31 protein-coding genes and 1 tRNA gene are annotated in these 25,773 nt (G+C 57.8%); 22 read left to right on the top strand and 10 right to left on the bottom strand.

The features are described 5' to 3' along the window. Window positions 1-972, top strand: coding sequence for an XdhC family protein (locus ACA049_RS20445; protein WP_497329340.1), 972 nt, complete (start codon window positions 1-3; stop codon window positions 970-972). Window positions 973-1,091: 119 nt separating this feature from the next. Here ACA049_RS20445 and ACA049_RS20440 read toward each other — a convergent pair whose 3' ends face one another. Next, a complete protein-coding gene (locus ACA049_RS20440; protein WP_497329338.1) occupies window positions 1,092-2,375 on the bottom strand; it encodes an NAD(P)/FAD-dependent oxidoreductase in 1,284 nt (427 codons plus the stop codon). Window positions 2,376-2,558: 183 nt separating this feature from the next. On the opposite strand from ACA049_RS20440, the gene ACA049_RS20435 reads away from it, so the two are divergent. Together ACA049_RS20435 and ACA049_RS20430 are read left to right on the top strand one after the other, a co-directional pair. Continuing rightward, window positions 2,559-2,635: transfer RNA gene (locus ACA049_RS20435), tRNA-Val, on the top strand. 140 nt (window positions 2,636-2,775) lie between these two features. Continuing rightward, on the top strand, window positions 2,776-2,952 hold the full coding sequence (locus tag ACA049_RS20430; protein WP_497329336.1) for a hypothetical protein: 177 nt from the start codon (window positions 2,776-2,778) through the stop codon (window positions 2,950-2,952). 119 nt (window positions 2,953-3,071) lie between these two features. On the opposite strand, the gene ACA049_RS20425 is transcribed toward ACA049_RS20430, so the two are convergent. Continuing rightward, window positions 3,072-4,637, bottom strand: coding sequence for a methyl-accepting chemotaxis protein (locus ACA049_RS20425; protein ID WP_497329334.1), 1,566 nt, complete (start codon window positions 4,635-4,637; stop codon window positions 3,072-3,074). A 192-nt stretch (window positions 4,638-4,829) separates the two neighbouring features. On the opposite strand from ACA049_RS20425, the gene ACA049_RS20420 reads away from it, so the two are divergent. After that, window positions 4,830-5,024 carry a hypothetical protein gene (locus ACA049_RS20420; protein WP_497329332.1) on the top strand — a complete coding sequence of 65 codons (195 nt, stop codon included), beginning with the start codon at window positions 4,830-4,832 and terminating at the stop codon, window positions 5,022-5,024. A 69-nt stretch (window positions 5,025-5,093) separates the two neighbouring features. Here the strand turns inward: ACA049_RS20420 and ACA049_RS20415 are convergent, their stop codons facing one another. Continuing rightward, window positions 5,094-5,840, bottom strand: coding sequence for a carbonic anhydrase (locus ACA049_RS20415; RefSeq protein WP_497329330.1), 747 nt, complete (start codon window positions 5,838-5,840; stop codon window positions 5,094-5,096). Between the two features lie 523 nt (window positions 5,841-6,363). Here ACA049_RS20415 and ACA049_RS20410 point away from each other — a divergent pair. Next, on the top strand, window positions 6,364-6,819 hold the full coding sequence (locus ACA049_RS20410; protein WP_497329328.1) for a DUF2214 family protein: 456 nt from the start codon (window positions 6,364-6,366) through the stop codon (window positions 6,817-6,819). A gap of 193 nt (window positions 6,820-7,012) precedes the next feature. On the opposite strand, the gene csrA is transcribed toward ACA049_RS20410, so the two are convergent. Next, window positions 7,013-7,207 carry a carbon storage regulator CsrA gene (gene csrA, locus ACA049_RS20405; protein ID WP_007938114.1) on the bottom strand — a complete coding sequence of 65 codons (195 nt, stop codon included), beginning with the start codon at window positions 7,205-7,207 and terminating at the stop codon, window positions 7,013-7,015. Window positions 7,208-7,457: 250 nt separating this feature from the next. On the opposite strand from csrA, the gene ACA049_RS20400 reads away from it, so the two are divergent. Together ACA049_RS20400 and ACA049_RS20395 are read left to right on the top strand one after the other, a co-directional pair. Beyond that, window positions 7,458-7,823: an SPOR domain-containing protein gene (locus ACA049_RS20400; RefSeq protein ID WP_497329326.1), complete on the top strand. Its 366-nt coding sequence runs from the start codon at window positions 7,458-7,460 to the stop codon at window positions 7,821-7,823. Window positions 7,824-7,924: 101 nt separating this feature from the next. Next, window positions 7,925-8,836: a siderophore-interacting protein gene (locus tag ACA049_RS20395; RefSeq protein WP_497329324.1), complete on the top strand. Its 912-nt coding sequence runs from the start codon at window positions 7,925-7,927 to the stop codon at window positions 8,834-8,836. A 57-nt stretch (window positions 8,837-8,893) separates the two neighbouring features. Here the strand turns inward: ACA049_RS20395 and ACA049_RS20390 are convergent, their stop codons facing one another. The 3 genes from ACA049_RS20390 to ACA049_RS20380 form a co-directional block, all read right to left on the bottom strand. Then, window positions 8,894-9,583, bottom strand: a complete 690-nt coding sequence (locus ACA049_RS20390; protein ID WP_497329322.1) for an endonuclease — start codon at window positions 9,581-9,583, stop codon at window positions 8,894-8,896. Window positions 9,584-9,587: 4 nt separating this feature from the next. Then, window positions 9,588-9,878, bottom strand: coding sequence for a DUF1654 domain-containing protein (locus ACA049_RS20385; RefSeq protein ID WP_497329320.1), 291 nt, complete (start codon window positions 9,876-9,878; stop codon window positions 9,588-9,590). A gap of 169 nt (window positions 9,879-10,047) precedes the next feature. Then, the gene (locus tag ACA049_RS20380) at window positions 10,048-11,136 is read right to left on the bottom strand and encodes an asparaginase (protein ID WP_497329318.1); all 1,089 of its coding nucleotides are present in this window, start codon (window positions 11,134-11,136) and stop codon (window positions 10,048-10,050) included. Window positions 11,137-11,482: 346 nt separating this feature from the next. Between ACA049_RS20380 and ACA049_RS20375 the strand changes: the two genes are divergently transcribed. The 8 genes from ACA049_RS20375 (at window position 11,483) to ACA049_RS20340 (ending at window position 19,097) form a co-directional block, all read left to right on the top strand. Further along, the gene (locus ACA049_RS20375) at window positions 11,483-11,932 is read left to right on the top strand and encodes a hypothetical protein (protein WP_497329316.1); all 450 of its coding nucleotides are present in this window, start codon (window positions 11,483-11,485) and stop codon (window positions 11,930-11,932) included. Between the two features lie 187 nt (window positions 11,933-12,119). After that, entirely contained in the window at window positions 12,120-13,076 is a 957-nt protein-coding gene (locus tag ACA049_RS20370) for a sugar ABC transporter substrate-binding protein (RefSeq protein WP_497329314.1), read from the top strand. A 55-nt stretch (window positions 13,077-13,131) separates the two neighbouring features. Continuing rightward, window positions 13,132-14,685, top strand: a complete 1,554-nt coding sequence (locus ACA049_RS20365; protein ID WP_497329312.1) for a sugar ABC transporter ATP-binding protein — start codon at window positions 13,132-13,134, stop codon at window positions 14,683-14,685. Continuing rightward, window positions 14,682-15,659 (top strand): ABC transporter permease, encoded by a 978-nt coding sequence (locus ACA049_RS20360; protein WP_102595445.1) that lies wholly within the window; start codon window positions 14,682-14,684, stop codon window positions 15,657-15,659. The genes ACA049_RS20365 and ACA049_RS20360 overlap by 4 nt, the downstream gene beginning before the upstream one ends. Before the next feature lie 3 nt (window positions 15,660-15,662). Next, on the top strand, window positions 15,663-16,682 hold the full coding sequence (locus ACA049_RS20355) for a LacI family DNA-binding transcriptional regulator (RefSeq protein ID WP_497329309.1): 1,020 nt from the start codon (window positions 15,663-15,665) through the stop codon (window positions 16,680-16,682). 24 nt (window positions 16,683-16,706) lie between these two features. Continuing rightward, on the top strand, window positions 16,707-17,624 hold the full coding sequence (rbsK, locus tag ACA049_RS20350; protein WP_497329307.1) for a ribokinase: 918 nt from the start codon (window positions 16,707-16,709) through the stop codon (window positions 17,622-17,624). Then, window positions 17,621-18,025, top strand: a complete 405-nt coding sequence (rbsD, locus tag ACA049_RS20345; RefSeq protein WP_109633142.1) for a D-ribose pyranase — start codon at window positions 17,621-17,623, stop codon at window positions 18,023-18,025. Before rbsK ends, rbsD begins: the two co-directional genes overlap by 4 nt. Before the next feature lie 43 nt (window positions 18,026-18,068). Continuing rightward, complete coding sequence (locus ACA049_RS20340) at window positions 18,069-19,097, top strand: nucleoside hydrolase (RefSeq protein ID WP_497329305.1); 1,029 nt, start codon at window positions 18,069-18,071, stop codon at window positions 19,095-19,097. Window positions 19,098-19,129: 32 nt separating this feature from the next. On the opposite strand, the gene ACA049_RS20335 is transcribed toward ACA049_RS20340, so the two are convergent. Beyond that, window positions 19,130-19,342, bottom strand: a complete 213-nt coding sequence (locus ACA049_RS20335; RefSeq protein ID WP_497329303.1) for a hypothetical protein — start codon at window positions 19,340-19,342, stop codon at window positions 19,130-19,132. A 133-nt stretch (window positions 19,343-19,475) separates the two neighbouring features. On the opposite strand from ACA049_RS20335, the gene ACA049_RS20330 reads away from it, so the two are divergent. After that, complete coding sequence (locus ACA049_RS20330) at window positions 19,476-19,781, top strand: hypothetical protein (protein ID WP_497329301.1); 306 nt, start codon at window positions 19,476-19,478, stop codon at window positions 19,779-19,781. 167 nt (window positions 19,782-19,948) lie between these two features. After that, complete coding sequence (locus ACA049_RS20325) at window positions 19,949-20,269, top strand: I78 family peptidase inhibitor (RefSeq protein ID WP_497329299.1); 321 nt, start codon at window positions 19,949-19,951, stop codon at window positions 20,267-20,269. Between the two features lie 72 nt (window positions 20,270-20,341). On the opposite strand, the gene ACA049_RS20320 is transcribed toward ACA049_RS20325, so the two are convergent. Both ACA049_RS20320 and ACA049_RS20315 read right to left on the bottom strand, forming a co-directional pair. Beyond that, window positions 20,342-20,554: a cold-shock protein gene (locus ACA049_RS20320; protein WP_007905882.1), complete on the bottom strand. Its 213-nt coding sequence runs from the start codon at window positions 20,552-20,554 to the stop codon at window positions 20,342-20,344. A gap of 290 nt (window positions 20,555-20,844) precedes the next feature. After that, window positions 20,845-21,147 (bottom strand): hypothetical protein, encoded by a 303-nt coding sequence (locus ACA049_RS20315; RefSeq protein ID WP_497329297.1) that lies wholly within the window; start codon window positions 21,145-21,147, stop codon window positions 20,845-20,847. 373 nt (window positions 21,148-21,520) lie between these two features. Here ACA049_RS20315 and thrS point away from each other — a divergent pair, with 373 nt between their 5' ends. The 5 genes from thrS to pheS all read left to right on the top strand — a co-directional run bounded on the left by thrS (window position 21,521) and on the right by pheS (window position 25,760). Continuing rightward, the gene (gene thrS / locus ACA049_RS20310) at window positions 21,521-23,443 is read left to right on the top strand and encodes a threonine--tRNA ligase (protein ID WP_010455934.1); all 1,923 of its coding nucleotides are present in this window, start codon (window positions 21,521-21,523) and stop codon (window positions 23,441-23,443) included. Continuing rightward, on the top strand, window positions 23,443-23,994 hold the full coding sequence (infC, locus tag ACA049_RS20305) for a translation initiation factor IF-3 (protein ID WP_176469887.1): 552 nt from the start codon (window positions 23,443-23,445) through the stop codon (window positions 23,992-23,994). The genes thrS and infC overlap by 1 nt, the downstream gene beginning before the upstream one ends. A gap of 60 nt (window positions 23,995-24,054) precedes the next feature. Beyond that, on the top strand, window positions 24,055-24,249 hold the full coding sequence (rpmI, locus tag ACA049_RS20300; RefSeq protein WP_002553160.1) for a 50S ribosomal protein L35: 195 nt from the start codon (window positions 24,055-24,057) through the stop codon (window positions 24,247-24,249). Window positions 24,250-24,277: 28 nt separating this feature from the next. Continuing rightward, on the top strand, window positions 24,278-24,634 hold the full coding sequence (gene rplT, locus ACA049_RS20295; RefSeq protein WP_007905879.1) for a 50S ribosomal protein L20: 357 nt from the start codon (window positions 24,278-24,280) through the stop codon (window positions 24,632-24,634). A gap of 109 nt (window positions 24,635-24,743) precedes the next feature. Beyond that, a complete protein-coding gene (gene pheS, locus ACA049_RS20290; protein WP_007905876.1) occupies window positions 24,744-25,760 on the top strand; it encodes a phenylalanine--tRNA ligase subunit alpha in 1,017 nt (338 codons plus the stop codon). Window positions 25,761-25,773: the final 13 nt, after the last annotated feature.

Genomic DNA, 25,773 nt, shown 5'->3' with positions numbered 1-25,773 from the left:
ATGCAGCATCTCGATCTGCAGGTCGTGCGACGGGCGCTGGAATGGTCGACGGCCGGCCAGCGCATCTGGCTGTGCACGGTGCTCGCCACCTATGGCTCTGCACCGCGCGCGCCGGGCTCGTTGCTGGCGGTGAACACCGACGGACAATGGATCGGCTCGCTGTCCGGCGGCTGCGTCGAGGAAGACTTTCTTGAGCGCGTCGCCGAGGGTGCGCTTGTTGATGCGATTAGCGTGGTTCGTTATGGCGAAGGCGATGATCCGCGTTCGCGCGTGAGTCTGCCCTGTGGCGGGGTGCTTGATGTGCTGGTGGAGAAGTTGGAATCCGAATGCGAGGTTCAGGCTCATCTGCGGGAGCTGGAGTCGGCGTTGCTGGGCCAGCGTCGGCTGATCCGCGAGGTTGATCTGGCGAGCGGTGCGCGCAGTCTGTTCACTGACCGTGAGCAGGGTGTGCGTATCGAACGTGAGATTGACCGGGTGCGCGTGCGGATCGGCGCGGCTCAGCGATTGTTGTTGGCGGGGTATTCCAGCGTCGCTCAGGCGTGTGCGGAGTTTGCGGTTGGCTTGGGGTTCGAGGTGATTCTCTGTGATCCGCGCGACGAAGTGCTGGAAGGTGTCGTGCTGGAAAACGTCGAGATTCGTCGTCAATTGCCGTCGGTATTTATCGCCGACGGCGGCTGCCACAGCGACACCGCGGTGGTGGCCTTGACTCACGATCCGCGCATCGATGACCTGGCGATGATGGAGGCGGTGCGCACCGAGGCGTTTTACATCGGTGTGATGGGCTCCATGCAGACCTCGCAAAAGCGCTTCGAGCGGTTGCGCAGGATTGGTGGCCTGGGAGACGCGGAGTTGGCGCGGATTCACGCGCCCATCGGGCTGAACCTGGGCAGCAAGACCCCAGCTGAAATCGCCCTCGCCGTACTCGCCGACATCCTGCGAATCCGCAGCGGCATCGCGCGGGATCGGCTCTAGACACCTCTCTAATGTGGGAGCGGGCTTGCTCGCGAAAGCGTCGTGTCAGCCGACAATAATGTTGAATGACACACCGCCTTCGCGAGCAAGCCCGCTCCCACAAGGTATTGCGATGTTGTTTAGTACCCGAACTTATCCCGCAACCCGTAATACCACGCGCCCAACGCCGCAAACGGTGTGCGCAGCAATTGCCCACCCGGGAACGGGTAGTGCGGCAGATCGGCAAACGCGTCGAAACGCTCAGCCTGACCACGCAACGCTTCGGCCAACACCTTGCCCGCCAAGTGCGTGTACGTCACGCCGTGGCCGCTGCAACCCTGGGAATAGTAAATGTTGTCGCCAATCCGTCCGACCTGAGGAAGACGCGACAGGGTCAGCAGGAAATTGCCGGTCCAGGCGTAATCAATCTTCACGTCCTTGAGCTGCGGGAACGCCTTGAGCATCTTCGGCCGGATGATCGCTTCGATGTTCGCCGGATCCCGCGCGCCATAGACAACGCCGCCACCGAAGACCAGGCGCTTGTCGCCGGTCAGCCGATAGTAATCGAGCAGGTAATTGCAGTCCTCGACGCAGTAGTCCTGCGGCAACAGGCGCTTGGCCAATTCATCGCCCAGAGGCTCGGTAGTGATCACCTGAGTCCCGCAGGGCATCGACTTGGCGGCCAGTTCCGGCACCAGATTGCCGAGGTAAGCGTTACCGGCCACGATGATGAACTTGGCCCTGACCTTGCCCTGAGGCGTATGCACCACCGGGTTCGCGCCGCGCTCAATACGGACCGCCGGCGACTGCTCATAAATGGTGCCGCCCAGCGACTCGACCGCCGCCGCTTCGCCCAGCGCCAGGTTGAGCGGATGAATGTGCCCGCCGCTCATGTCGAGCATGCCGCCGACGTATTGATCGCAGGCCACCACTTCACGGATACGCTTTTGATCGAGCAACTCAAGCTGGGCATGACCAAAACGTTCCCACAGGCGCTTCTGCGATTCCAGATGGCCCATCTGCTTGGCAGTGATGGCGGCGAACACGCCACCGTCCTTCAAGTCGCACTGGATATTATATTTGGCGACCCGCTCACGGATGATCCGCCCGCCCTCAAACGCCATTTGCCCCAGCAACTGAGCCTGCTTGGGACCGACGCTGCGCTCGATCACATCAATGTCACGGCTATAACTGTTAACGATCTGCCCGCCGTTCCGGCCCGACGCGCCGAAACCCACCTTGGCGGCTTCCAGCACCGTGACCTTGAAACCGTTCTCCAGCAGAAACAGGGCAGAGGACAGACCGGTGTAACCGGCACCGATCACACAGACATCAGTCTCTACGTCATCCTGCAAGGCCGGGCGCGGCGGAGCCGCATTGGCCGACGCGGCGTAATAGGATTCGGGGTAGGGGGTGTTCGCCATCCGGCAGCCTCTGTTTAATATATTTTACGAGTGCATCGATCCTACCCGAGTTAAAAATCGGCCGCCAGCCACCGGAAAATCTTCTTAACCGCCGCGAAATTAAATATTTTGCATATTCATAGGGTTAGCTCGAAAAAAGGTGTTGACACCCCTCCGGAATTCCGTAGAATGCCGCCTCACAGCAGGCACGTAGCTCAGTTGGTTAGAGCACCACCTTGACATGGTGGGGGTCGTTGGTTCGAGTCCAATCGCGCCTACCAAACAAAATCCGCTCTGCTGGGCGGTCTAGAAGGGCTCACCGAAAGGTGGGCCCTTTTTTGTTGTCTGGCGTTTAGCAATTCCCGGCGCTCACCGACAGACGGTATAGTTCAGTCCGCGAAATTCATAAGGAGATACTGCTATGGATAAGGCATTTCGAAATCCGATGTTTCTAACCGGCATCCCGCTGGCAATCTGCGGATTCAGCTTTGGCTTGACCGGTCTATTGAACGAAGCCACGTTCAGTTATATGGCGCCCGGGCTGCTCATTCCAGGGCTCGCTTTTATGTTGATCGGCTGGATGCAGAGGAATAAGTGAGCTTTTCGGCCGTCGCGCACGGGCCTGTGCGCTGAGCAACGAGCAGATAGCTGTGTTGAAAAGCAGGATTGATCATCCTGCTTTTTTCTATTGCGGTCTCCGATCAGTCAGAGCAGGGGTTATCGGTTAAAGCGCTCAACCAGCGAGTACTGAGTTTTAGCCGTCTGCGTTAATTCCTTGGTCACCTCGGCGGAGTGCCTGGCCTGCTCAGACGTCTGATCGGCGAGGGTCGCGATGGTGGTGATGTTGCGACTGATTTCCTCCGCGACGGCCGATTGCTCTTCAGTCGCCGCCGCTATCTGGGTTGTCATATCAGTGATGTTGGCGACGGCTTCACTGATGCCGATCAGGGCTTTATCGGCCTCCAGCACCCACGCAACTCCCTCTTCGGCCTGGCGCTGGCCGCTTTCCATAGTCTTCACGGCATTGTTTGAAGAGACCTGTAACTTGGAAATCAGGCCGTGAATCTGGGTCGTCGACTCAGTTGTGCGCTGTGCCAATTGGCGCACTTCGTCCGCGACGACCGCGAAACCTCGACCCATTTCTCCGGCGCGTGCAGCTTCGATGGCGGCATTGAGTGCCAACAGGTTGGTTTGATCGGCAATGCCTTTGATGACATCGACGACCGTCCCGATTTCGTTACTGTCTTTAGCCAGTTGCGCGACGGTCTGGCCTGTCTCGCCGACCACATTGGAGAGGCGCTGAATGGCGTCTCGCGTGTCACGGGCGACGTCACGTCCACGGCCTGTCAGCACATTGGCTTCCTGGGTGGCGTCGGCGGTGCGCTGGACGTGGCTTGCGACTTCCTGGGTGGTCGCTGCCATCTGATTGACGGCGGCCGATACCTGTTCGGTCTCGATTCGTTGGCGATCAAGTCCACGGGAACTGTCGGAGGCGAGGGCGTCAGATCTCCCGGCCAGCCCGGTGAGCTGCTCTGCGGTGTCTTGTAAGCGTGTCAGGCAAGTCTTGAGGCGTGATGCCTGGCTCACGAAGGCCGTTTCAAGACGCGCCTGATGACCCCGCTCGTCGCTATACATTTGCGCGATCAGCTGGTCGGAAGTGGAAGCCTCTGCCATTTCCAGCAGATGCAGCGCACCGCGCTTTTGTCGGCGCGAAGCAATCAGGCCCATTGGAGCCGATACCCCTACAGTTACCAATGCCGCCAAGGGAAGGCTGAGGAAAACACCGCCCAAAGTACCCACTAAACCCATGGCCAGGAACGGCAGCCAGTCCATCAGGACGGGTTGCCATTTGTCGCTGCCGGGAACTGCCGACTTGCCCAGACTGATTCGTTTATAGAGAGCCTCGGCGCGACGGATCTGTTCGATACTCGGTTTCACCCGAACCGACTCATAACCCACGACCTGGCTCCCATCAAAGATGGGCGTGACGTAGGCGTTGACCCAGTAGTGGTCGCCGTTCCTGGAGCGGTTCTTGACGATGCCCATCCACGGGTTGCCTTGTTTGAGGGCACCCCACATATGGGCAAAGATGGCGGACGGTACGTCAGGATGACGAACGATGTTTTGAGGCGCGCCTATCAGATCTGACTTGTTGAAACCGCTGATGTCTACGAAGGCGTCGTTGCAGTAAGTAATGACCCCTCGTGAGTCCGTGGTCGAGATGAGTTTCTGTTGAGGTCCAAGGGCAACCTCGCGTTGTGTGACGGGTTGATTATTTCTCATCTGTGTTGCTCCTATGCCCTGAGCCAGAGACATCGGCAAGAATTTGCAAAAGGTTAACGAGTCGTTCGAAATGAACCTGTCGTGCGTCGGAAAGTTTATGGATAGCCGCGTTTGCTTATGCCTCCAGCGGCTGAGGTTGTTTGCGATTCAGGCGTAAGATAACGGTGCTACCTCACCAAAAGGGAGCCGCATATGATCGCCGACCAAATGAACAAACAGGCGTCCGGGGACAAGGCTGTTTGGGATCAATACTTCTGCGCTGCGTTGATTGCGGAAAGCAATCTGACGGCACCGGTTGTAGGAGGGGCTACTCACGAAGACAGGCAGAACTTGTTGATCGAAAGGGCCAAGGCTCTTGCCGACAAGATGATGGAAAACCGACAATAACCAGAGCCCAGCCATCGCGCTGGGCTCTTCACGTCTGGTCAGCTCAATAAAGGGTGCGCGCGTTCCGGATCAGGCGATCAGGTCTACTTTGCCGCTCGCCAGGCGATAGATGCCGCCGACTATTTTTAACGTGCCTTTGCTGAGGGCATCAGTCAGTAGTGGCGAAGCATTGTTCAGGCGCTTGACCGAATCTTTGACATTTTGCGCGATTGCGTTGGTCGGAAGATTCCCAGGTTCCTTGAGCACTGTCTCGATAGAAGCCTTTAGGGCATCAGTCAGTTTTGAGATGTGGCCAGGGAATACGGTGTGATCTTTTACTGCCTTTATGCCCGCATTGATGGCGCCGCAGTCTTCATGTCCAAGCACAAGGATCAGTGGGGCGCCCAGCACTGCGATACCGTACTCAAGGCTTGCCAAACCTTCGTCGGTGACGAAGTTGCCGGCCACACGTATGGCGAAAAGGTCTCCTCGGGCCGTGTCAAAGGCGTATTCGGGGGCGATGCGCGAGTCAGAGCAACTGAGCACCGCCACGAACGGGTTCTGGCCGGAGACCAGGGCTTCTCGTTCGTCTTTGAAGTCATGTGTCTTGGAGGTGCCGGAAACATACCGTTCATTGCCCTCCATTAGCCTTTGCAGGGCCTGGTCAGGGCTGATTGAGTTTTGCGGTTTTGGTGCTGTTTTCTCCGCCGCCTGGAGAATCTGGTTGGGCAGGGCGCCCGCCAGTAACAGACCGCCTGCTCCGAGTCCGGCTAATCGAAGGAACCTGCGGCGATCATTTTCGGTTTGAGTGGGGTTTGAATCACACGATTTACACATGGCTGTGTACTCAGGTGAAAGGGAGGGAGTTGCTGTCAAAAGCGAGTGCTCAAGGAACCTTCAGCACTGGCGTGATGGAGTCTAGATGGTCTGTAACGTTATGTTTCGGACGCTGTTTCCAGGTTTGCTGTTTTGGTGGGGCAAGCTAGATGCTCGTCTAGGAACCATAAAAATAGTGTGGATATTTAATGGGTTACGATTTTTTTTAACCAGACGGTGATCGAAAATATATTGTTACAAGTGGGCTGTTGGGCTATTATCGCCCCGCGTTCACCACCACGGTTTATGCATTTTTAAGTCCCAAGCTTCCATCAGCTGCTTGGGATTTTTTTTTGCCTGAAATTTGTCCTGGTTCGCTCGAACATCATAAGGACGGCTTCAGCTATGCCCCTTTGTTTTGAAGAAAATCGCCGATATGGCTTTCTGCTCTATGGAAAACGCTCTGTGCAAATCGGGCGGAGAGCGGTTTTTTGGGCTACTACTGACGGGCCAAACTCAAACTCAGTCTGATGGGAGTCTATCGATGCTGGTTCATTGGTCGCTTGCAGCAATTCACCTGTTGGCTTTTGCCTTGGGGTTCTGGGCGGTACTGACCCGAGGGACTGCATTCAGCCGTCTGGCGGCCGGGGCAGGGGAGGCTCGCCGTGTGTTGATGGCCGATAACCTGTGGGGCATTTCTGCCGTCCTGCTCTTGATAACCGGTGGGATGCGGGCCTTCGGCGGGTACGAAAAAGGTACTGACTACTACCTTCACCAGCCCTTGTTCCATCTCAAGATGACGCTCTTTGTTCTGATCCTGCTGCTTGAAGTGGCGCCGATGATCACGCTGATCAAATGGCGGATCGCATTGAGCCGTGGCGCGGCGATCGATACCGGGCGTGCCAAGCTGTTTGCGCGGATCAGTCATGTCGAAGGGTTGCTGGTGTTGCTGATGGTCGTGGCTGCCACGGGCATGGCGCGCGGCGTGACGTTTGGTTAGCCGAGTCTGATCACGTTCTTCCTCGGGGTTAATCCGAAACGTCTGACAGTCAGGGCAGGGGACGTGCCGTTAATATCGGCTTCACGTTTTTGGCAGGAAGGGGCGAACGAATGACGGATGGCGAGACGGCGCTTGAATCTTTAGCCAGCCGTTGTCCGGGACTGAACGGGCTGGCTACTGACTGCAACAGGATTCAGGGAGTTTGTGGCTTGTCCGGGGCGGTCAGGCCAGCCTGAATACGTTGGTAGATTTCTTCGCGATGCACTGCGACGTCTTTCGGCGCGTTGATACCGATGCGGACTTGCTGGCCGCTCACGCCCAGAATGGTGATCGTAATGTCGTCACCGATATTTATGCTTTCACCGACTTTGCGGGTGAGTATCAGCATGGTCTTCTCCTTGATTGCTTTGTAGGGCACCTGATTCGAACAGTGCAGAGGTCGGTGGTATGTATAGATTAGTGCGAAGTCTCACGGTTTGGGTGCCTCTTTCTGACGCGCAGATGCTGCATTAATTCCCAAGGCGTAACTATACAGAGGCCGCAACCATCATTCTCGTTGTTTTGCGCCCATTTTGCGGCACTCGGGAAGTATTCATGAATGGTAAAATCGCCGCTTTCAGCATTCAGAGGGACACGTTGTGCGCAAAATGGTCTTGGTAATCGCAGTACTGGCGTTGGTTGGATGCGATCAAGGTAAGGGCGTCGACGCTCAAAAGCCGAAGCCGGCAGTCGTTTCCGCACCGGCGGCAGCCACCGGGCCGCAATGGGATCTCGAAGTGCGAGGCGAAACGCCACAGGCTGTCAGCGACCTCAGCGGCTGGCTGATCGAACACAGCTTCATGTCCAGCGTCGTCAAGGAAAACGGCAAAACCCGGATTCTGCTCGGTCCATTCAATTCGAAAGCCGAGGCCGAAGCCAAACAGGCCGAGGTAGCTGCAGCGATTACCCGGGCGAAGAAACAGAACGTCGAATTGCTGGTGCTTGAGCGTCCCGTAGCCCCGTAACGGTCCATCCAGCGGGAGCCTTTTGTCGAAGCCCCTTAAAGGGGATCCACGTTGACTCGTCTCTAAGCGTAGTCACTGTCGATTCCCAGAAGGAGTTCTCCATGGCCTCCGCCACCCCATACAAAATCTTCGACGCGGTCCTGGCGCACAAAAAGACCCTCAGCCCGCATTTGATGCGCGTGACCCTGGCCGGTCCGATGGTCACCGAAATGGCCACCTGGGCGCCGGATCAGCGGGTAAAGCTGTTCTTCCCCGCCGAAGATGGGTCGCCTGCCAGGCTGGCTCATGACCAACATTGGTATGCGCGCTACCGTTCAATGCCGACCCACCAGCGTCCGGCGATGCGCACTTACACTATTCGGCATTTACGGGCCGAGCAAGGTGAAGTGGACATCGACTTCGTATTGCACGGTGAAACCGGTCCGGCCTCCCGCTGGGCCATTCGTGCGGTCGCGGGCGAGCCTATCCAGATCGTCGCCCCGGATCGGCAGTTTTCAGCCCAAGACGCGGGCGGTTTCGAATGGAAGCCGCCTCATACGCTCAAGCATCTGTTGCTGGTGGCCGATGCCACTGCATTGCCCGCCGCGCTCGGCATTCTCGACGAAATGGCTGCCTTGGCCGAGCCGCCGATGACTCAGGCATTCTTCGAGGTGGACAGCGCAGAAGACACATTGCCGGTTCCGCAATGGCCGGGGCTGTCGGTGCGGTGGCTGGTCCGGGATCATTCCAGCGGTACGGCAGCAGGTGCTCTGATGGTTGACGCGGTCCGTCGGGCGGAACTGCCGGTCACTTCTTCGCAGGCCCACGAATCAGTGGAACTGACGGAAGTCGATGTCGACGAAGAGATTCTCTGGGAAACCTCCGACTCGACTGGCGACGGTTTCTACGGCTGGATCGCCGGAGAAACGGTGGCCGTGATGAGCCTGCGCAAGCACTTGATCAAGGAACGGGGCATTGCTCGCGAGTCACTCAATCTGATGGGCTACTGGCGTTACAACAAAAGCGGCGGCTAGCAACGAAAAAAGGCCTCGGGTGCTCCCCCCGAGGCCTTTTTTAATTTCAGCGGTCGATCAGCCGCAGGCTTTCATGTCCACGGGCCCGACAAACTCGTTGCCGCGACCCATCACGCACGCCACGCTCTGGTTGCGCTGACGTTCCCAGGCTTCGACCGGATAGGTCTTGTTCCACGCGTCGTACAGTTGCCGATCCTGTTTCGACAGACGCAAACCGTACTGTTTGCTCATGTAGAAATACGTCCGGGCGATCATGCCGCGGATGGAGGGGCGGGGCATGACCTTCTTTGCCTTGAAGTCGACTTGGGTCAGACACGAGCCATATTGGCCCGATTGCACCGGCAGCCAACCGAAACTGAAGTTACTGCGATCGCCGTTCACCTCGCCGATGCTTGGCACCAGGTTGTGCAGGTCAGCCTCGGCCTTTTGATAGATCGGATCGTAGCGCGTGCAGTTCTTGCGCCCGCCCTCTTGCCAGCACTGGCGCTGATGGCCGATCTGCCAGGCCGGCACAATGTGCTCCCACTCAATGCGGGCGGCGCGCTTGGCGTTCTTGCGCGGCACATACCCACAGGCTGCGAGGTTGACCTTGTTGCCGGTGTATTTGCAGCCGCAATAGAACTCTGTGGATTGCGGCGCGTAGAGCTTCCAGGCGACTTTCTTGGCTTCGTTGAAGGTGCGTGGGGCGCCAGCCTGGGCGCCGAGGGTGATGAACAGAAACAGCAAAGCAAACCAGCGGACACTCATTGACTCAATCTTCCTTCGGCACAACCCAGAAAATCTGCACGCCGCCATCGTCGCGATAGGCGAGGGTGACGTTGTCGTTCTCATCGATTTCTTCGAGCAATTGCTCCCACTCATCCACGGGTTCGTCCGGTAGACGGAAGATCAGTGCGGCTTTGGCTTTCTGAGCGGTGGGGGAATTGATGATTTTCTGAACACGGATGCCCATGCGTTGATAGGCGTCAGGAGAAGCAGAGGTGGTGGCCACGGAATTATCCTTATTAAGCTGTACGTGCATACAGTATTTAACTGTAGGCATTTTCGCAACTGCTTAAAATTCAAGAAAATCCTCTGACAGCGGTTTTTTCCGTTTGGTGTAGGACGAAGGGAAATTTTTTATCGGAGTAGCGGAAGGGGTATGAACCACTCGCCAAGGCTGGCGAGTGGTGAATGCAGTGCCCGACCGGAATCGGTCGGGCGAGGGTGAATCAGTATTCCCAGAACATCCGCTGCAGCTCTTTGCTGTCGTTGGTCTTGGTCAGTGCAACCATGGCCAGGATGCGGGCTTTTTGCGGGTTCAGGTCATGTGCCACGACCCAGTCGTACTTGTCGTCAGGTTGTTCAGCGTTACGCAGGACAAAACCGCCGGCATTGACGTGGGACGAACGAATGATCTGCACGCCGTCCTTCCGCAGGGCTTGCAGGGCAGGGACTACACGCGAAGAGACCGAACCGTTGCCGGTGCCGGCATGGATGATCGCTTTGGCGCCGGACTGAGCCAATGCCTTGTAGGCCGTGTCGCTGACGTTGCCGTAGGAATAGGCGATTTCGACGTCAGGCAGGCTCTTGATGGTTTTGATGTCGAATTCCGAATCCATGGTGTGGCGCTTGGCCGGCAGGCGGAACCAGTAGGATTTGCCTTCAACCACCATGCCGAGTGGGCCCCAGGCACTTTTAAACGCCTCGGTCTTGATGTTGATCATTTTGCTGACGTCGCGACCCGACTGGATCTCATCGTTCATGGTCACCAATACGCCTTTACCGCGAGCGTCTTTGCTGCTGGCGACGGCGACGGCGTTGTACAGGTTCAGCATGCCGTCAGCCGACATCGCGGTGCCCGGGCGCATGGAGCCGACGACGATGATTGGCTTGTCGGTTTTTTCCACCAGGTTCAGGAAGTACGCGGTTTCTTCCAGGGTGTCGGTGCCGTGGGTGATCACGATGCCATCGACGTCTTTGCTGTCGGCCAGTTCGGCGACGCGACGACCCAGTTGCAGCAGGTTGTCGTTGGTGATGCTTTCCGAGGCGATCTGCATGACCTGTTCGCCGCGAACGTTGGCCAGTTGGCTGAGCTCCGGAACTCCGGCGATCAGTTGCTCGATACCGACTTTCGCCGCCTGGTAGGTCGCGCTGTTAGCGGCGCTCGCACCGGCGCCGGCAATGGTGCCGCCGGTGGCGAGGATCACCACGTTGGCCAGTTTCTGTTGGTTTTCGACTTCTTTTGCCTGAAGGGCTGTAGGCAGGAGCAGCAGGAGGGCCAAAGCGCCCGGAATAAAAGTGTTGAAGGCAGATTTCATTATTTTCTCTCTAGTAGTGAGACGGTGCTGATGCAAGTTCATCTAGATACGCCCCAGGCAGATCTGAACGCCTGGGGTATAGGTGAAGAGCAGGATCTGTACCAGCCCTACGTTGAATGAGAGAAACTTTTAACATGATGATTTATATCAATATTTATCCATTGGACTGCAAGCGTTAAACAGCCTCGTGTCCGGGTTTCCGAATAAGTTGAGGTTTCGCGTTCGGCTCTCCGAAAAGGCCTACGACCTCTGGCGAATACATCGCCTTGCCAGAAATAAAATCAGTGCTAAAGAAACCCGTGCACAGGTCGATGCCCCTTCAAGGATTTTTTTTTCGGGAGTTCACATGTCTTTTTCTGTCGGTTTTCCAAATGCGGGCGCAATCACCATCGGTGGCAAGACTCCGTCGACGATCAATGCCTTGAGCGAAGCGACGGAAGAGACGTCGACGCAGCTGATTGGAAAAGAAGCGAATCAGGTCAGAACCGGTGGTGCTGCTCCGGGCGAAAGCAACGCAGGGAGCAAATCCGAGAGCAAAAGCAGCCAAAGTATTGCGGTGCAGGTGCTGCTCAAACGCATGCAGGAACTGCAACAGCAGTTGCGCGAACAACAGCAGCAATTGGCGGCGGCTCAGGCAGCGTCTTATCCAACCGAGGAAGCCAAGACCACCGCTGTCATGTCGATCCAGGGGCAGATCGCCGATACCAATGGCGCGTTGGCCCAGGTGGCGGGCAATCTGGTGAAAGAACTGACCAAGGACTCCAGCGCTGGCACTCTGGTCAGCACGACCGCGTGAAGTGCAGGGTTGGTTTTTGCCAGCCGAGACACAAAACAGGTCGTTGACAAATCACAGCAGGGTTCGCATAGTTCGGTCTACGCAAACGTTTGCGCGCTGTTCTCGATGGCGGGTCCATTGATGGACGCAATGAGGCTTACGCCAGCGCAAGCGTTGCTCACAATAATCATAAGATCGGAGTGAACCCATGAAGCTGCCATTCGCTGGACGTCTTCTTGCTGTCGCTATGCTGGCCGCCGCATCCGCCGCGCTGCCTGTCTCTTCGGCTTTCGCCGAGACCCCTGAAAAACCCAAAGTCGCGCTGGTCATGAAATCCTTGGCCAACGAGTTCTTCCTGACCATGGAAGACGGCGCCAAGGCGTATCAGAAAGACCATTCCGGCGATTTCGAATTGATCTCCAACGGCATCAAGGACGAAACCGATACCGCTGGGCAGACGCGCATCGTCGAGCAAATGATTCTGGCCAAGGTCAACGCGCTGGTCATCGCGCCGGCTGACTCCAAGGCCATGGTTCCGGTGATCAAGAAAGCCATCGATGCCGGTATCACTGTGATCAACATCGATAACCAGCTGGACCCGGCCGTGGTCAAAAGCAAGAACATCAACGTCCCGTTTGTAGGCCCGGATAACCGCAAAGGTGCGCGTCTGGTTGGCGAGTACCTGGCCAAGCAACTGAAGGCCGGTGACGAAGTCGGCATCATCGAAGGCGTGTCCACCACCACCAACGCCCAGGCCCGCACCGCAGGCTTCAAGGATGCGATGGAAGCGGCGCAGATCAAGGTCGTCTCGTTGCAATCTGGCGATTGGGAGATCGACAAGGGCAACAAGGTAGCCGCCTCGATTCTCAGCGAATACCCGGAAGTCAAAGCCCTGCTGGCCGGCAACGACAGCATGGCCGTCGGTGCCGTTTCCGCCGTGCGTGCGGCAGGCAAGGCCGGCAAGGTGCAGGTGGTCGGTTACGACAACATCAACGCGATCAAGCCCATGTTGAAAGACGGCCGGGTCCTGGCGACCGCTGACCAGTTTGCCGCCAAGCAGGCCGTGTTCGGTATCGAGACTGCGCTGAAAATCATCAAGGGCGAGAAGGTCGACAGCGGCGCCAACGGCGTGATCGAAACTCCGGTAGAGCTGGTCACCAAGTAACCCCTCTGGCGACACAACGGTGCTCGCCCGTCCGGGCGAGCGCATGGAGAGTTTTATGTCAGTTTCCGCCCCGAACGCTGTCCTCTCGGTCAGCGGCATCGGCAAGACCTACGCCCAACCCGTCCTGACCGGCATCGACCTGACGCTGATGCGCGGTGAAGTGCTGGCGTTGACCGGCGAGAACGGCGCCGGCAAAAGCACGCTGTCGAAAATCATTGGCGGGCTGGTCACGCCGACCACCGGCCACATGCAATTCCAGGGGCAGGATTACCGCCCCGGCAGCCGAACCCAGGCTGAAGACCTGGGCATCCGCATGGTCATGCAAGAACTCAATCTGTTGCCGACCCTGTCGGTGGCGGAAAACCTGTTTCTCGACAATCTGCCCAGCAATGGCGGCTGGATCAGCCGCAAACAACTGCGCAAAGCCGCGATCGAGGCCATGGCCCAGGTCGGGCTCGACGCGATCGACCCGGACACCCTGGTTGGCGAACTCGGTATCGGCCACCAACAAATGGTCGAGATCGCGCGCAACCTGATCGGCGATTGCCATGTGCTGATCCTCGACGAGCCGACGGCCATGTTGACCGCGCGTGAAGTCGAGATGCTGTTCGAACAGATCACCCGCCTGCAAGCGCGCGGCGTGTCGATCATCTACATCTCCCACCGCCTCGAAGAACTGGCGCGAGTGGCCCAGCGCATTGCGGTGTTGCGCGACGGCAACCTGGTCTGCGTCGAGCCGATGGCCAATTACAACAGCGAGCAACTGGTCACCTTGATGGTCGGCCGTGAACTCGGCGAACACATCGACCTGGGGCCGCGCAAGATTGGCGCTCCCGCGTTGACGGTCAAGGGGCTGACCCGCTCCGACAAGGTTCGCGACGTGTCCTTCGAAGTCCGTGCCGGCGAGATCTACGGGATTTCCGGATTGATCGGGGCAGGGCGCACCGAGTTGCTGCGTCTGATATTCGGCGCCGACACCGCGGACAGCGGCACCGTCGCGCTGGGTTCGCCGGCCCAGGTGGTGAGCATCCGTTCGCCGGCGGATGCGGTCGGTCATGGCATCGCTCTGATCACCGAGGACCGCAAAGGCGAAGGCCTGCTGTTGACCCAGTCGATCAGCGCCAACATCGCGTTGGGCAATATGCCGGTGATTTCCAGTGGCGGCATCGTCAACAATGCTGACGAAATGTCCCTGGCCCAGCGTCAGATCGACGCCATGCGCATCCGCAGTTCGAGCCCGACGCAACTGGTCTCCGAGCTGTCGGGGGGCAACCAGCAGAAGGTCGTGATCGGTCGTTGGCTGGAGCGTGACTGTTCGGTGATGCTGTTCGATGAGCCGACCCGTGGCATCGATGTCGGCGCCAAATTCGACATCTATTCACTGCTCGGTGAGCTGACCCGACAGGGAAAGGCGTTGGTGGTGGTGTCCAGCGACCTGCGTGAACTGATGCTGATCTGCGACCGGATCGGCGTGTTGTCGGCGGGGCGCCTGATCGACACCTTCGAGCGCGACAGCTGGACCCAGGATGATTTGCTTGCCGCCGCGTTCGCCGGCTACCAAAAACGTGATGCGTTGCTCAACGAAGCAGCGCCTAGGGACCTTTCATGAAAACTGCATCTCCTGCCGGCAAACGTAGTGGCAATTTCTACGGCCTGGGCACCTACCTGGGCCTGGCCGGTGCCTTGCTGGCGATGGTCGCGCTGTTCTCGGTATTGAGCAGCCACTTCCTGTCTTACGACACCTTCAGCACCCTGGCCAACCAGATTCCCGATCTGATGGTGCTGGCGGTCGGCATGACGTTCGTGCTGATCATCGGCGGCATCGACCTGTCGGTCGGCTCGGTCCTGGCGCTCGCGGCGTCGGCCGTCAGCGTGGCGATTCTTGGCTGGGGCTGGAGCGTCCTGCCTGCAGCGCTGCTCGGGATGGCGATTGCGGCGTTGGCCGGGACCATCACCGGATCGATCACCGTGGCGTGGCGAATTCCGTCGTTCATCGTGTCCCTAGGCGTGCTGGAAATGGCTCGCGGCGTGGCGTATCAGATGACCGGTTCGCGCACGGCCTATATCGGTGACGCCTTCGCCTGGCTGTCCAACCCGATTGCCTTTGGCATCTCGCCGTCGTTCATCATTGCCTTGCTGATCATCATCATTGCTCAGGCCGTGCTGACCCGTACCGTGTTCGGTCGCTACCTGATCGGCATTGGCACCAACGAAGAAGCGGTGCGTCTGGCAGGGATCAATCCAAAACCCTACAAGATCCTGGTCTTCAGTCTGATGGGGCTGCTGGCCGGTATTGCCGCGCTGTTCCAGATTTCCCGTCTGGAAGCGGCGGACCCGAATGCCGGCTCCGGGCTGGAGCTGCAAGTGATCGCCGCTGTGGTGATCGGCGGCACCAGTCTGATGGGCGGCCGTGGTTCGGTGATCAGCACGTTCTTCGGGGTTCTGATCATTTCCGTACTGGCGGCGGGCCTGGCGCAGATCGGCGCGACCGAGCCGACCAAACGCATCATCACCGGCGCGGTGATCGTGGTGGCGGTGGTGCTTGATACTTATCGCAGTCAGCGCGCAAGCCGGCGGACCTGAGTCATGGCAACGATCAAGGATGTAGCGGCACTCGCGGGGATTTCCTATACCACGGTGTCCCATGTGGTGAACAAGACCCGGCCGGTCAGTGAAGAGGTGCGGATCAAAGTCGAGGCGGCGATCAAGACCCTGGACTACGTGCCGAGCGCTGTGGCCCGCTCTTTGAAAGCCAAGACCACGGCGACCATCGGTTTGCTGGTGCCCAACAGCCTCAACCCGTACTTCGCCGAACTGGCCCGCGGCATTGAGGATTACTGCGAGCGAAACGGCTATTGCGTGATCCTCTGCAACTCCGACGACAACCCGGACAAACAGCGCAGTTACCTGCGCGTGCTCCTGGAAAAACGCATCGACGGGTTGATCGTGGCCTCGGCCGGTGGCGACGCAGGGCTGGCAGAAGGCCTCGCCGGCGTGCGCACGCCGATGGTGATCGTCGACCGCGGACTGGAAGGTGTGAATGCCGACCTGGTGCGTATCGATCACGAATACGGCGCTTATCTGGCCACCCGGCACCTGCTGGAATTGGGCCATCGGGACATCGCCACCATTGGTGGCCCGGTCGGTACCAGCGTGGCACAGATGCGTCTGGCCGGTTATTGCCGTGCCTTGAAAGAGGCGGGCGTGGAAGTGCATCGCGAGCGCATGCTGGAAAGTGACTTCACCAGCACGGGCGGTTACAACGCCGCCGCGATTCTGCTGGAAAAGAACCCGCCCAGCGCGATCTTCGCCGGCAACGACATGATCGGCATCGGTGTGCTGCGAGCGGCTGCCGAGCGCAATGTGCGTGTGCCGACCGAACTGTCGGTGATCGGCTTCGACGATATCCAGATGAGCCGCTATGTCTATCCGGCGCTGACCACCGTGGGTCAGTCGATCCTGCAACTCGGTGAGATGGCGGCCGAGGTTTTGCTACGACGGATTGCAAAACCCGACATGGCCACCGATCAACGAATCGTGACGCCCAGTATTGTCCTGCGAGAATCGACTGCGCCGCTCGCCGGTGTCTTCGATGAATACCGCTGAAACCGAATTGACGAGTAGTGATGTATGCCAGCAAAAGTAGTGGTGATAGGCAGCCTGAACATGGACCTGGTAACCCGGGCTCCACGGCTGCCCCGTGGCGGTGAGACGCTGATCGGCGAGTCGTTTGCCACGGTATCCGGCGGCAAGGGCGCGAACCAGGCAGTCGCCGCGGCGCGGTTGGGGGCGCAGGTGTCGATGGTCGGTTGTGTCGGCAGCGACGCTTATGGGGAAGAACTGCGCGGGGCGCTGCTGGCCGAGCAGATCGACTGCCAGGCCGTCAGCACTGTCGAGGGTTCCAGCGGTGTGGCCTTGATTGTGGTCGATGACAACAGTCAGAACGCCATCGTGATCGTCGCCGGAGCCAATGGCGCGCTGACGCCGCAAGTGATCGACCAGTTCGATGCCGTATTGCAGGCGGCGGACGTGATCATTTGTCAGCTTGAAGTGCCGGATGCCACGGTGGGTCATGCCCTCAAGCGCGGCCGTGAGCTGGGCAAAATCGTCATTCTCAACCCGGCACCGGCCAGTCGCCCGCTGCCAGCGGATTGGTATGCGTCGATCGACTACCTGATCCCCAATGAAAGCGAAGCTTCGGCCCTCAGTGGGTTGCCGGTGGACTCCCTTGAAACTGCGCAAACCGCTGCTACCCGTTTGATCGCCTTGGGCGCCGGTAAGGTCATCATTACCCTGGGCGCTCAAGGATCGATGTTCGCCAACGGCACAGGCTTCGAACACTTCCCGGCACCGAAGGTGAAGGCTGTCGACACCACGGCGGCCGGCGACACCTTCGTTGGTGGTTTCGCCGCGGCGCTGGCGTCCGGTAAAACCGAAGCTGAAGCGATCCGTTTCGGGCAGGTTGCCGCGGCGCTGTCGGTCACCCGTGCCGGCGCGCAACCTTCGATTCCCACCTTGTCCGATGTACAGGCGTTCAAAGCACCATGAAAAAGACACCTTTGCTCAATGTTGCACTGTCGCGGCTGATCGCGTCCCTGGGTCACGGCGACATGGTCGTGATCGGCGATGCCGGCCTGCCGGTACCGCCGGGTGTCGAACTGATCGATCTGGCCCTGACCCAGGGCATTCCGGATTTCGTCAGCACCTTGAAGGTCGTGCTCAGCGAAATGCAGGTTGAGCGCCATGTGCTGGCGCAGGAAATTCTGGACAAACAACCGCCTGCCCTGAGCTCGCTGGATGAGCTGAACGCCAAAGGCGCGCTGGGCCAGCGTGAGCTGCTCAGCCATGACCAATTCAAAGTCCTCAGCCGTCAGGCGCGAGCGATTGTTCGTACAGGCGAATGCGCGCCGTACTGCAACATCGTGCTGGTATCGGGGGTGACGTTCTAACGCGCTGTACTCAAATTTGTTCCCCACGCACAAGGAGTGCGATATGCACCGCTATGCTCAGAAACTGCACCACCTGCTCCGGAGTCTGCTGCTTTTGTCCCTGATTACTGCAACGAGCGCCCAGGCGGCGGAAAAGATCGACTTGATCATCGACACCGATCCCGGAGCCGATGACGTCGTCGCCTTGCTGTTTGCGTTGGCGTCGCCGGAAGAATTGAATATTCGTGCGCTGACCACCGTGGCTGGCAACGTGCGCCTGGACAAGACTTCGCGAAATGCGCGACTGGCCCGTGAGTGGGCAGGGCGCGAGGAGGTGCCGGTCTACGCGGGCGCACCGAAACCGTTGATGCGCACGCCGATCTACGCCGAGAACATCCATGGCAAGGAAGGCCTGTCGGGCGTCACCGTGCATGAGCCGAAGAAAGGTCTGGCCGACGGCAATGCAGTCAATTACCTGATCGACACCTTGAAGGCTGCCAAGCCCCACAGCATCACCATCGCCATGCTCGGTCCACAGACCAACCTGGCCCTGGCGCTGATCCAGGAACCTGAAATCGTTCAGGGCATCAAGGAAGTGGTGATCATGGGTGGCGCGCATTTCAACGGCGGCAATATCACCCCGGTGGCCGAGTTCAACCTGTTCGCCGACCCGCAGGCTGCGGAAGTGGTGCTCAAAAGCGGCGTGAAGCTGACGTATCTGCCGCTGGACGTGACCCACAAGATCCTCACCAGTGATGCGCGCCTGAAGCAGATCGCAGCGATCAATAACAATGCCAGCAAGCTGGTGGGCGATATTCTCAATGAGTACGTCAAAGGCGACATGGAACACTACGGTATACCGGGTGGTCCGGTGCATGACGCAACCGTCATCGCCTACTTGCTCAAGCCTGAACTGTTCACCGGTCGCTCGGTCAACGTGGTCGTCGATAGCCGCGAAGGCCCAACCTTCGGTCAAACCATTGTTGACTGGTATGACGGCCTGAAAGCGCCGAAGAACGCTTTCTGGGTTGAAAGTGGCGACGCCCAGGGTTTCTTCGACCTGCTGACCCAGCGTCTGGCTCGTCTGAAGTAAGCTGCACACCCGCAGGTGCCAGCCTGCGGGTTTTACGCCCGCTCGTTCTCTGTCAGGCCCATATAGTCGGCGGGGTATTTCTCGAATATCTGCGCGATGAATTTCTTCGCCGCTTCGGTTCCCAGTTCCTTGACCAACAGATCGATGCCGATGATTGCAAACTCTTCCGGGCTGCCCGGGCTGTAAGAGCTGTGACCCTGTGGCCACTTTACTGTGATGTTGGCGTCGATGCTTATGGTGGACATGATGGCGCTCGTGAAGTCGGGAAAGTCTGGCTGTCGAGTTAACCATTTTGCGCGGCGTTTGGCACTCCGACTTAGGCATGAGAGAAGGGCTATGCGACACTTGGTCTTTGACGGATTTTTCAAGGACCACGCTGTGCAGATCGATTTGAACACGCCCGACGGCTTGACCCTTGAGGCGGTGCGCCAGCTGCTGGCTTCTGCCAGTGATGATGAACACACGCAACTGCGGGTGACCAAGGCCGGCATTGCCTACATTTCATCGGGTGTCGTAGGCGGCACCGATATCAGCGGGCTACTGTTTCGCCTGGAGACGTGGGCCAAGGGTTCCGGCTATGTAGGATTGGTCGCGGCCAGCGATGAGGTCTGGGTCATGCAGATCTTCAATGCGTTAAAAGAAAACTGGCCGAACCCGCCGTACGATTACATCGACGTCTACTGAGGGCTGTTCATATTCAGTCACGATTGAGTGATGAACGACGGGACGATGCTCAGGCAAACTCGCCGCTCGTGCGGTTCGAGGGCAGGGTGATGGCACTCACCCTGAAACCAAATGCCGGATTGGCGGTCGCAAGATCTCAGCTTAACTATTGGAAAAAAGGAGGCTTCATGCCTTGGAAGTTTGCGTCATTGGGTACTTTGTTCGCCGTCACTCTGCTGGCTGGTTGCAGCAGCACGTCCTCCGACTCGGCGGCAGACCCTGTAGCGACGACTGACACAGGTCACAGCCGTTGTGAGGCAAAGGCTGCCGAATTCGCCATCGGCAAACCGGCTTCGCCCGCATTGCTGGAGCAGGCGCGTACCCGCGCAGGTGCACAGAACGCACGTTTCCTGTCGCCTAACGATATGGTGACGCTGGAATACCGCTCCGATCGCCTGAACCTGAATACCGATGCCAGCCGGGTGGTCACCCGCGTTAACTGCGGCTGATCGCTTCAGGCTTTTGCTTCGCCCATAAAAAACCCCGTCACATGGACGGGGTTTTTTTAGTGCGGCTGAAAATTACTCAGCGCGGACTTGTGCAGCTTGCATACCCTTTTGGCCTTTCTCAGCCACGAAGGAAACGGTTTGGCCTTCTTTCAGGCTTTTGAAACCGTCGCTTTCGATAGCTTTGAAGTGTACGAACAGGTCGTCACCGCCACCTTGAGGAGTGATGAAGCCGAAGCCTTTTTCATCGTTGAACCATTTAACGGTGCCGGTTTGGCGATTAGACATGGTGTATCTCCAAGAAACATATATTTTCAGTAGTGCTGTGCTGCTCAGGCCAACTGGGCACACCGGGGTATCATAGTCGAAATGTTCGCTTTGGGAGCCCCCCGGACGTGCTGTTTGCCCTACAGTCGCGTTCCGTTTGCTGCTTGATGTAGCTGAAAGCCCCGTTTTACAAGGCTTTCAGCCGAAAGTAAAGACGATAAAAAAACCTGTAAAACCTGCATAAATTGTACGAAAAAGCTCAAATGCAGCGCTTTTTATCGGTGTTGAGCCGGGTCAAAAGCACTTTTTTGTCACTTTTTCGCTGGCGTATCGGCTTTGCATTTGGCGATCTGACCCAGTGCTTTCTGTTGCAATTCCGGGCTGGCCTTGTTGTCCATCAATGCCTGGATATCGCCGGCCGGATACGATTTGATCGCATCAGCACCGCAAGCGCAGTGAGCCTTCGCTGCGGCAACGCCGATCTGCGGGGTCGCTGCCTGTGTGCATTGAGCCATGTATTTATCGCGCTCGCCCTTTGGCCAGTCGGCATGGGCGGCCAGTGGCAGCAGCAGAACGATAGGGGCGACGACTGCGAACAAACGTTTCAGATGCATGCTGGGATGCTCCTTGTGGGTCAATGTCTTGTTATCTGATGGGTAAAGCGGGGTTCAAGTTCAGCACTCTGGCATAAATTGCATGATTTGCCCCAGCACAAAGCCTCGTTGCATCGACGACCGTTCATCTGTGCTAGCATGCCTCGCTCGGGCGTTTGCAGGCTCCGGATGACCTTCAGTCCCGGTGGCGGCAGATGCGCGAATAACCCTGATTTGAATCCCAGTCACTCTGGTTCGGTTTTCCGGTTGGCCGCAAGGCTCCTGCCGCTGTAAGGCAGGCGTTCGTCATTGAATGGCCTGGATCGGATCTTGTACTGGCTCATCCCAACCCACGTGACCTTTGGTAGGGGTCACCACTAGGAGAGGAGGCGCCATGCCAACTATTACTCTTCCCGACGGCAGTCAACGTTCATTCGATCACCCGGTTTCCGTAGCCGAGGTCGCCGCATCCATTGGTGCTGGCCTGGCCAAAGCCACCGTGGCCGGCAAGGTCAATGGCAAGCTGGTCGACGCCAGCGACATCATCGACAGCGATTCCACGCTGCAAATCATTACGCCAAAGGATGAAGAGGGGCTGGAGATCATTCGCCACTCTTGCGCCCACCTGGTTGGCCACGCGGTCAAGCAGCTGTACCCGACGGCCAAGATGGTCATCGGTCCGGTCATCGACGAAGGCTTCTATTACGACATCGCCTTCGAGCGTCCCTTTACTCCGGACGACCTGGCCGCGATCGAACAGCGCATGCAGCAGCTGATCGAAAAAGATTACGACGTAATCAAGAAAGTCACTCCGCGCGCCGAAGTGATCGAGGTGTTCAAGGCCCGTGGCGAAGACTACAAGTTGCGCCTGGTCGAGGACATGCCGAACGAGCAGGCCATGGGCCTGTACTATCACGAAGAATACGTCGACATGTGCCGCGGTCCGCACGTGCCGAACACACGCTTCCTGAAATCCTTCAAGCTGACCAAGTTGTCCGGCGCCTACTGGCGTGGCGATGCCAAGAACGAGCAATTGCAGCGCGTTTACGGCACCGCATGGGCAGACAAGAAGCAGCTGGCGGCTTACATCCAGCGCATTGAAGAAGCTGAAAAACGCGATCACCGCAAGATCGGCAAGCGCCTGGGCCTGTTCCACACCCAGGAAGAGTCGCCGGGCATGGTGTTCTGGCACCCGAACGGCTGGACTTTGTACCAGGTGCTCGAGCAGTACATGCGCAAGGTTCAGCGCGACAACGGCTACCTGGAGATCAAGACTCCGCAAGTCGTTGACCGCAGCCTGTGGGAGAAATCCGGGCACTGGGCCAACTACGCCGACAACATGTTCACCACGCAGTCGGAAAACCGCGACTACGCGATCAAGCCAATGAACTGCCCTTGCCACGTGCAAGTGTTCAATCAGGGCCTGAAAAGCTACCGTGAGTTGCCGATGCGCCTGGCCGAATTCGGTGCTTGCCACCGTAACGAGCCATCGGGTGCGCTGCACGGCATCATGCGCGTGCGTGCATTCACCCAGGACGACGCCCACATCTTCTGCACAGAAGAGCAGATGCAGGCCGAATCCGCCGCTTTCATCAAGCTGACCATGGACGTTTACGCCGACTTCGGCTTTAAAGACGTCGAAATGAAGCTGTCCACTCGTCCGGAAAAACGCGTGGGTTCCGACGAATTGTGGGATCGCGCCGAAGCTGCATTGGCTGCAGCCCTTGATAGCGCTGGCTTGCCGTACGATCTGCAGCCGGGCGAAGGTGCGTTCTACGGTCCGAAGATCGAGTTCTCGCTGAAAGATTGCCTCGGCCGTGTCTGGCAGTGTGGTACCCTTCAGCTCGATTTTAACCTGCCTGTCCGTCTGGGAGCCGAATACGTCTCCGAAGACAACAGTCGCAAGCACCCGGTTATGTTGCACCGGGCGATCCTCGGATCCTTCGAACGTTTCGTCGGAATCCTGATCGAGCACTACGAGGGTGCATTCCCTGCGTGGCTGGCTCCGACCCAGGCAGTGATTATGAATATCACTGACAAACAGGCCGATTTTGCCGCCGAGGTTGAAAAAACCCTCAACGAAAGCGGATTTCGTGCCAAGTCTGACTTGAGAAATGAAAAGATCGGCTTTAAAATCCGCGAGCATACTTTGCTCAAGGTTCCTTATCTCTTGGTTATCGGAGATCGGGAAGTCGAGATGCAGACTGTCGCTGTGCGTACTCGTGAAGGTGCTGACCTGGGCTCGATGCCCGTCGCCCAGTTCGCTGAGTTTCTCGCGCAAGCGGTTTCCCGGCGTGGTCGCCCAGATTCGGAGTAATTACTATTAAGCGTGAAATGAGACAAGATAAACGAGCTGCACCGAAAGCCCCGATCAACGAGAATATCTCGGCACGCGAGGTTCGGTTAATTGGGGCTGAAGGTGAACAGCTTGGGATTGTGTCAATTGAAGACGCGCTTCTTAAGGCTGAAGAGGCCAAACTGGATTTGGTGGAAATTTCCGCCGATGCAGTACCCCCTGTTTGCAAACTGATGGACTACGGCAAATCGATCTTCGAGAAGAAGAAGCAGGTTGCCGCGGCCAAGAAAAACCAGAAGCAGATTCAGGTTAAAGAAATCAAGTTTCGTCCAGGGACGGAGGAAGGGGATTACCAGGTAAAACTGCGCAACCTGGTACGTTTCCTGAGTGATGGGGACAGGGCCAAGGTATCCTTGCGATTCCGCGGCCGTGAGATGGCCCACCAGGAGCTGGGGATGGAACTCCTCAAGCGAGTTGAAGGTGACTTGCTCGAGTACGGTTCGGTCGAACAGCATCCTAAGATGGAAGGACGCCAGCTGATCATGGTCATCGCCCCGAAAAAGAAGAAGTAATCATCAGGGCACGGCAGGCCTTCTGATTATGTTTATCAACTGAATGCGGAGTATCCGAACATGCCAAAAATGAAAACGAAAAGTGGTGCTGCTAAGCGGTTTCTGAAAACTGCTAACGGTATCAAGCACAAGCACGCTTTCAAGAGCCACATCCTGACTAAAATGTCGACCAAGCGTAAGCGTCAACTGCGCGGTAGCAGCTTGCTGCATCCGTCTGACGTGGCAAAAGTCGAGCGCATGCTGCGCCTTCGTTAATTTTAGTCAAGAATAGAGGAAGTAACTCATGGCTCGTGTAAAGCGTGGCGTCATTGCCCGTAAACGTCACAAAAAAATTCTGAAACTTGCTAAAGGCTACTACGGCGCTCGCTCGCGCGTATTCCGTGTTGCCAAGCAAGCGGTAATCAAGGCAGGCCAATACGCCTACCGTGACCGTCGTCAGAAAAAACGTCAGTTCCGCGCTCTGTGGATCGCTCGTATCAACGCTGGTGCACGTATCAACGGTCTGTCCTACAGCCGTTTCATCGCCGGCCTGAAAAAAGCGTCCATCGAGATCGACCGTAAGGTTCTGGCTGATCTGGCAGTGAACGAAAAAGCGGCGTTTGCTGCGATTGTCGAGAAAGCTAAAGCCACCTTGGCTTAAGTACCCCCGACAGTCACCCGGCCTCACCTTTGTGGGGCCAGGTGTTAAACGTCATAAATAGGGGAAGAGCCTTCAAGCTCTTCCCCTATTTTGTATCTGGAGTCTGTACATGGAAAACCTGGACGCGCTCGTCTCTCAAGCACTAGAGGCTGTGCAAAGCGCTGAAGATATCAATGCCCTGGAGCAAATCCGGGTTCACTACCTTGGCAAGAAGGGTGAATTGACTCAGGTGATGAAGACCCTGGGGAATTTGCCGGCAGAAGAGCGTCCGCAAGTCGGCGCGCTCATCAACGTTGCCAAGGAGCGTGTCACAGAGGTTCTCAATGCCCGCAAGGCACTGTTTGAAGAGGCCGACCTGGCCGCCAAACTGTCTGCCGAGTCCATTGACGTGACCCTGCCTGGCCGCGGCCAGACCTCGGGTGGTCTGCATCCGGTTACGCGTACTCTGGAACGTATCGAACAGTTCTTCACCCACATTGGCTACGGCATCGCCGAAGGCCCTGAGGTTGAAGACGATTACCACAACTTCGAAGCGCTCAACATCCCAGGCCATCACCCGGCCCGGTCGATGCATGACACCTTCTATTTCAATGCCAACATGTTGCTGCGCACCCATACCTCGCCGGTACAGGTCCGCACCATGGAATCGAAGCAACCGCCGATCCGCATCGTCTGCCCAGGCCGTGTGTACCGTAGCGACTCCGATATCACCCACTCGCCGATGTTCCACCAGGTCGAAGGCCTGCTGGTCGATCGCGATATCAACTTCGCCGACCTCAAGGGCACCATCGAAGAGTTCCTGCGCGTGTTCTTCGAAAAAGAACTGGCCGTGCGTTTCCGTCCTTCGTACTTCCCGTTCACCGAGCCGTCCGCTGAAGTCGACATGGAATGCGTGATGTGCAGCGGTAAAGGCTGCCGCGTCTGCAAGCAGACTGGCTGGCTGGAAGTGATGGGCTGCGGCATGGTTCACCCGAACGTGTTGCGCATGTCCGGGATCGACCCGGAAGAGTTTTCGGGCTTTGCCTTCGGCATGGGCGTTGAGCGTCTGGCCATGCTGCGTTACGGCGTGAACGACTTGCGTCTGTTCTTCGACAACGACTTGCGGTTCCTCGCGCAATTTCGCTAGTCGTAACGAATTC

This window comes from Pseudomonas sp. LBUM1662 (genome assembly GCF_059695915.1).
Note: the sequence above shows the minus strand (reverse complement) of the source record. Positions and strands in the feature narration are given on the sequence as shown.

Excerpts from the sequence above, each read along its gene's own strand:
- ACA049_RS20445 (WP_497329340.1), top strand. The coding sequence starts at position 1 with ATGCAGCATCTCGATCTGCAGGTCGTGCGACGGGCGCTGGAATGGTCG.
- ACA049_RS20440 (WP_497329338.1), bottom strand. The coding sequence starts at position 2,375 with ATGGCGAACACCCCCTACCCCGAATCCTATTACGCCGCGTCGGCCAAT.
- ACA049_RS20430 (WP_497329336.1), top strand. The coding sequence starts at position 2,776 with ATGGATAAGGCATTTCGAAATCCGATGTTTCTAACCGGCATCCCGCTG.
- ACA049_RS20425 (WP_497329334.1), bottom strand. The coding sequence starts at position 4,637 with ATGAGAAATAATCAACCCGTCACACAACGCGAGGTTGCCCTTGGACCT.
- ACA049_RS20420 (WP_497329332.1), top strand. The coding sequence starts at position 4,830 with ATGATCGCCGACCAAATGAACAAACAGGCGTCCGGGGACAAGGCTGTT.
- ACA049_RS20415 (WP_497329330.1), bottom strand. The coding sequence starts at position 5,840 with ATGTGTAAATCGTGTGATTCAAACCCCACTCAAACCGAAAATGATCGC.
- ACA049_RS20410 (WP_497329328.1), top strand. The coding sequence starts at position 6,364 with ATGCTGGTTCATTGGTCGCTTGCAGCAATTCACCTGTTGGCTTTTGCC.
- csrA (WP_007938114.1), bottom strand. The coding sequence starts at position 7,207 with ATGCTGATACTCACCCGCAAAGTCGGTGAAAGCATAAATATCGGTGAC.
- ACA049_RS20395 (WP_497329324.1), top strand. The coding sequence starts at position 7,925 with ATGGCCTCCGCCACCCCATACAAAATCTTCGACGCGGTCCTGGCGCAC.
- ACA049_RS20390 (WP_497329322.1), bottom strand. The coding sequence starts at position 9,583 with ATGAGTGTCCGCTGGTTTGCTTTGCTGTTTCTGTTCATCACCCTCGGC.
- ACA049_RS20385 (WP_497329320.1), bottom strand. The coding sequence starts at position 9,878 with ATGCCTACAGTTAAATACTGTATGCACGTACAGCTTAATAAGGATAAT.
- ACA049_RS20380 (WP_497329318.1), bottom strand. The coding sequence starts at position 11,136 with ATGAAATCTGCCTTCAACACTTTTATTCCGGGCGCTTTGGCCCTCCTG.
- ACA049_RS20375 (WP_497329316.1), top strand. The coding sequence starts at position 11,483 with ATGTCTTTTTCTGTCGGTTTTCCAAATGCGGGCGCAATCACCATCGGT.
- ACA049_RS20370 (WP_497329314.1), top strand. The coding sequence starts at position 12,120 with ATGAAGCTGCCATTCGCTGGACGTCTTCTTGCTGTCGCTATGCTGGCC.
- ACA049_RS20365 (WP_497329312.1), top strand. The coding sequence starts at position 13,132 with ATGTCAGTTTCCGCCCCGAACGCTGTCCTCTCGGTCAGCGGCATCGGC.
- ACA049_RS20360 (WP_102595445.1), top strand. The coding sequence starts at position 14,682 with ATGAAAACTGCATCTCCTGCCGGCAAACGTAGTGGCAATTTCTACGGC.
- ACA049_RS20355 (WP_497329309.1), top strand. The coding sequence starts at position 15,663 with ATGGCAACGATCAAGGATGTAGCGGCACTCGCGGGGATTTCCTATACC.
- rbsK (WP_497329307.1), top strand. The coding sequence starts at position 16,707 with ATGCCAGCAAAAGTAGTGGTGATAGGCAGCCTGAACATGGACCTGGTA.
- rbsD (WP_109633142.1), top strand. The coding sequence starts at position 17,621 with ATGAAAAAGACACCTTTGCTCAATGTTGCACTGTCGCGGCTGATCGCG.
- ACA049_RS20340 (WP_497329305.1), top strand. The coding sequence starts at position 18,069 with ATGCACCGCTATGCTCAGAAACTGCACCACCTGCTCCGGAGTCTGCTG.
- ACA049_RS20335 (WP_497329303.1), bottom strand. The coding sequence starts at position 19,342 with ATGTCCACCATAAGCATCGACGCCAACATCACAGTAAAGTGGCCACAG.
- ACA049_RS20325 (WP_497329299.1), top strand. The coding sequence starts at position 19,949 with ATGCCTTGGAAGTTTGCGTCATTGGGTACTTTGTTCGCCGTCACTCTG.
- ACA049_RS20320 (WP_007905882.1), bottom strand. The coding sequence starts at position 20,554 with ATGTCTAATCGCCAAACCGGCACCGTTAAATGGTTCAACGATGAAAAA.
- ACA049_RS20315 (WP_497329297.1), bottom strand. The coding sequence starts at position 21,147 with ATGCATCTGAAACGTTTGTTCGCAGTCGTCGCCCCTATCGTTCTGCTG.
- thrS (WP_010455934.1), top strand. The coding sequence starts at position 21,521 with ATGCCAACTATTACTCTTCCCGACGGCAGTCAACGTTCATTCGATCAC.
- rpmI (WP_002553160.1), top strand. The coding sequence starts at position 24,055 with ATGCCAAAAATGAAAACGAAAAGTGGTGCTGCTAAGCGGTTTCTGAAA.
- rplT (WP_007905879.1), top strand. The coding sequence starts at position 24,278 with ATGGCTCGTGTAAAGCGTGGCGTCATTGCCCGTAAACGTCACAAAAAA.
- pheS (WP_007905876.1), top strand. The coding sequence starts at position 24,744 with ATGGAAAACCTGGACGCGCTCGTCTCTCAAGCACTAGAGGCTGTGCAA.